General features: G+C 65.7%; 4 protein-coding genes and 1 pseudogene. All 5 read left to right on the plus strand.

Going from position 1 to position 3,769, the window contains the following annotated elements:
* Nucleotides 1-31 precede the first annotated feature (31 nt).
* Entirely contained in the window at nt 32-1,117 is a 1,086-nt protein-coding gene (gene leuB, locus ACIQ2E_RS13200; RefSeq protein WP_398331406.1) for a 3-isopropylmalate dehydrogenase, read from the plus strand.
* Between the two features lie 80 nt (nt 1,118-1,197).
* The gene (locus ACIQ2E_RS13205; RefSeq protein WP_398331409.1) at nt 1,198-2,100 is read left to right on the plus strand and encodes a phosphoribulokinase; all 903 of its coding nucleotides are present in this window, start codon (nt 1,198-1,200) and stop codon (nt 2,098-2,100) included.
* 135 nt (nt 2,101-2,235) lie between these two features.
* Nucleotides 2,236-2,508: a hypothetical protein gene (locus tag ACIQ2E_RS13210; protein WP_398331412.1), complete on the plus strand. Its 273-nt coding sequence runs from the start codon at nt 2,236-2,238 to the stop codon at nt 2,506-2,508.
* Nucleotides 2,508-3,368: a prepilin peptidase gene (locus ACIQ2E_RS13215; RefSeq protein WP_398331415.1), complete on the plus strand. Its 861-nt coding sequence runs from the start codon at nt 2,508-2,510 to the stop codon at nt 3,366-3,368. Before ACIQ2E_RS13210 ends, ACIQ2E_RS13215 begins: the two co-directional genes overlap by 1 nt.
* 35 nt (nt 3,369-3,403) lie before the next feature.
* Nucleotides 3,404-3,769, plus strand: a pseudogene (locus ACIQ2E_RS13220) (acetyl-CoA carboxylase carboxyl transferase subunit beta); the annotation flags it as partial.

Genomic DNA, 3,769 nt, shown 5'->3' on the forward strand with positions numbered 1-3,769 from the left:
GCTTAGCCTCGCGCCCAGCACCCGCTCGGCCATGACCTCCAGCTACCGGATCACCCTGCTCCCCGGCGACGGCATCGGTCCGGAGATCACGGCCGTGGCCCGCCAGCTTCTGGATGCCGTGAGCCGCAAGCACGGCTTTGAGCTGATCTACAACGAGCAGCCGATGGGCGGTGCCGCCATCGACGCCACCGGCGAACCGCTGCCCGCCAGCACCCTTGAGGCCTGCAAGGCCGCCGATGCCGTGCTGCTTGCCGCCATCGGCTCACCTCAATACGACACCCTTCCCCGCGAAAAACGCCCGGAAACCGGCCTGCTCGGGCTGCGTGCCGGCATGGGCCTGTTCGCCAACCTGCGGCCGGTAAAGATCATCCCCGCCCTGATCGATGCCTCCACCCTCAAGCGCGAGGTGATCGAAGGCGTGGATCTGATGGTGGTGCGCGAACTCACCGGCGGCGTGTACTTCGGCACTCCCAAAGGCCGCGTGGAAAGCGAAGGCCGGGTGCGCGGCTTCAACACCATGGCCTACTTCGACGATGAAATCGATCGGATCGCCAAGGTGGGCTTCGATCTAGCCCAGCAACGCAGCGGCCGTCTCTGCAGTGTGGACAAAGCCAACGTGCTCGATGTGAGCCAGCTCTGGCGCGACCGTGTGGAAGCCCTGCACGCCGCCAGCTACAGCGATGTGGAACTGAGTCATATGTATGTGGACAACGCCGCCATGCAGCTGGTGCGCAACCCCCGGCAGTTCGACGTGCTGTTAACAAGCAACCTCTTCGGCGACATCCTCAGCGATGAAGCCGCCATGCTCAGCGGCTCGATCGGCATGCTGCCCTCGGCCTCCCTGGGCGAAAGCGGCCCTGGCCTGTTCGAGCCGATCCACGGCTCCGCTCCCGACATCGCCCGCCAAGACAAGGCCAACCCAATGGCGATGGTGCTCAGCGCCGCGATGATGCTGCGAGTGGGCCTTAGCGAAGATGCCGCTGCTGCTGAGCTGGAGGCTTGCGTGGATCAGGTGCTGGCCAGCGGATACCGCACCGGCGATCTGATGGCCGAAGGCTGCACCCAGCTCGGATGCAAGGCCATGGGCGATCAGCTGCTAGCTGCACTGGCGAGCTGAACCACACCTGAGCTGATGAACGTTCCGGGGAATTGGCACCGCGACCTGCCAAACTCCCCCCAGTTCTGCTGATCTCGCGCATGTCGAAGCGTCACCCGGTCGTGTCGGTCACCGGTTCCTCCGGCGCGGGAACCAGCACCGTGAAGCGCGCCTTCGAGCACATCTTCAAGCGCGAAGGCATCACCCCGGCTGTGGTGGAGGGCGACAGCTACCACCGCTACGAGCGTGGCCCCATGAAGGAAGCCATGGCCGCTGCCATGGCCAAGGGCGAGAACTTCAGCCACTTCGGCCCTGAGGCCAACCTGTTCGACAAGCTCGGCGAACTGTTCAAGAGCTACGGCGAAACCGGCACCGGCGAGAAGCGCTACTACCTGCACTCAGTCGAGGAAGCCACCGAGCACAACGCCCGTCTCGGCACCAACCTCGAGCCCGGTCAGTTCACTCCCTGGGAACCCATCCCCGCCGGCACCGACCTGCTCTTCTACGAAGGCCTGCACGGCGGCGTGAAGGGTGACGGTTACGACGTGGCCGGCCTGGCCGACCTGCTGGTGGGCGTGGTGCCGATCGTGAACCTGGAGTGGATCCAGAAGATCGCCCGCGACAACAAGGAGCGCGGCTACTCGGCCGAGGCCACCGTGGACACGATCCTGCGTCGCATGCCGGATTACATCAACCACATCTGCCCGCAGTTCAGCCAAACGGACATCAACTTCCAGCGTGTCCCCACCGTGGACACCTCGAACCCCTTCATGATCCGCGACATCCCCACCCCGGATGAATCGTTCGTGATCATTCACTTCCGCAAGGGAGCCCGTGAGAAGTGGGGGATCGACTTCACCTACCTGCTCGACATGATCCACGACTCGTTCATGTCCAGCCCCACTTCGATCGTGGTGAACGGCGGCAAGATGGGCTTTGCCATGGAGCTGATCCTCACCCCGATCATTCACCGCATGATCGAGGAAAAGAAGCGCCTGGCCTGAGGCTCTACTGCACCTAGGCTGGGGCTCAACTGGCGGACAGGTCCACCCATCTCGGTTGCTCCTCAGCCCGAACGCACCGGGGTTTCCCGGCAAAACAACCCACCGGCCTCCCCATCCTTTGTGATCCGGGGGGCGGTGGGTTCTTCTGTGCAGCCGCTGACGCCGCAACCGCGGTGGGATCGCATCAACAGTGCCGAGGTGATCGCCCAGGCACGGCGTGTTTATTTCCACTTTCTCGAAGGGTCGCCCACCCACCCCGATCCGCTGGGGGTGGTGATCGGCCCGCTGCAGGGCCGCGTGGTGTTCGAGCTACCGGTGTTGCTGCCTGAGGAACAATTCATCTCCTTGGAGCTGGTGCGCGGCCGCAGCCCGCGCAGCCGTTCCGCTCGATCCCCTCTGCGCGGCTGATGCAGCCTCCCCTCTCCCCCGATCTCGCCCTGGTCTCCGCCGTGCTGGGGTCCTGCATCGGCAGCTTTCTCAACGTGGTGGCCTGGCGCCTGCCCCGCCAGGAATCGGTGGTGCGGCCCCGCAGCCATTGCCCCCGCTGCGGCACAACGCTGCGCTGGTTTGACAACATCCCCGTGCTCAGCTGGCTGGTGCTGCGGGGCCGTTGCCGCCATTGCGGCACAGCCATCGCCGTGCGCTACCCCGCTGTGGAGCTCCTCTGCTCCGGCTTGTTTGTGGCGGCAGCAGTGGCCCCCGCGGTTGTGAGCGCAGCAGGCTCCAGCCTGCCGGGGGCTCCGGTGTGGCTGGTGGTGGGGGGCGGTTGGCTGCTGATCAGCCTGCTGCTGCCGATGCTGCTGATCGATCTCGATCAGCTCTGGCTGCCGGAGCCCCTCTGCCGCTGGGGTGTGGTGCTCGGCCTGGTGGTGAGCGCCGTCGCCGGCTTCAGCCAGGACGACTCAACGGGCCGCCAGCTGTTGCTGTGGCATCTACTGGCGGCCAGCGCCGGCCTGCTGGGTTTTGAGGCCACCAGTGGCCTGGCCCAGAAGCTGCTCGGCAAACCAGCCCTGGGCCTGGGCGACGCCAAGCTGGCGGCACTGCTCGGGGCCTGGTTGGGGCTCACCGGTGTCGGGCTCAGCGTGATGCTGTCGGTGTTTGCAGGGGCTCTGTTTGGGGTGATCGGCCTGCTCAGCGGCCGCATCAAGCGCGGGCAGCCCTTCCCCTTTGGCCCGTTCCTGGGCGGTGCCGGCCTGGCGGTGTGGTGCGCCGGCAATGGCTTCTGGCTGCAACGCTTCAGCCTCTGGCTGGGCTGGGGCGCCCTTTAATGGACTGACCTGTAGTTGCGGACACCGCTGGCTCGATGTCGCTGTTCGACTGGTTCGCCGATCGCCGCAAAACCGCTCCGGCCGTGCGTGTGGCCCAGGAGGTCAACGAGGACGACGGCCTCTGGAGCAAATGCCCTGAGTGCGGGCTGGTGGTGTACCGCAAGGACCTGGCCGCGAACGCCAGCGTGTGTGGCGGCTGCGGTTACCACCACCGCATCTTCAGCGACGAGCGCATCGGCCTGATTGCCGATGAAGGCAGCTTCGAACCCCTTGACAGCGATCTGAGCCCCACCGATCCGCTGGCCTTCAAGGATCGCCGCAGCTATGCCGATCGCATTCGTGATACGCAGCGCAGCACCGGCCTCAAGGATGGGGTGATCACCGGGCTCTGCCGGGTGGAG

The sequence above is a fragment of the Vulcanococcus sp. genome, from assembly GCF_044369115.1.
In the GTDB taxonomy this organism is placed as follows: Bacteria; Cyanobacteriota; Cyanobacteriia; order PCC-6307; family Cyanobiaceae; genus Vulcanococcus.

What these genes read in the sequence shown, in the direction of transcription:
- leuB (WP_398331406.1), top strand. Translation starts at nt 32, where the DNA reads ATGACCTCCAGCTACCGGATCACCCTGCTCCCCGGCGACGGCATCGGT.
- ACIQ2E_RS13205 (WP_398331409.1), top strand. Translation starts at nt 1,198, where the DNA reads ATGTCGAAGCGTCACCCGGTCGTGTCGGTCACCGGTTCCTCCGGCGCG.
- ACIQ2E_RS13215 (WP_398331415.1), top strand. Translation starts at nt 2,508, where the DNA reads ATGCAGCCTCCCCTCTCCCCCGATCTCGCCCTGGTCTCCGCCGTGCTG.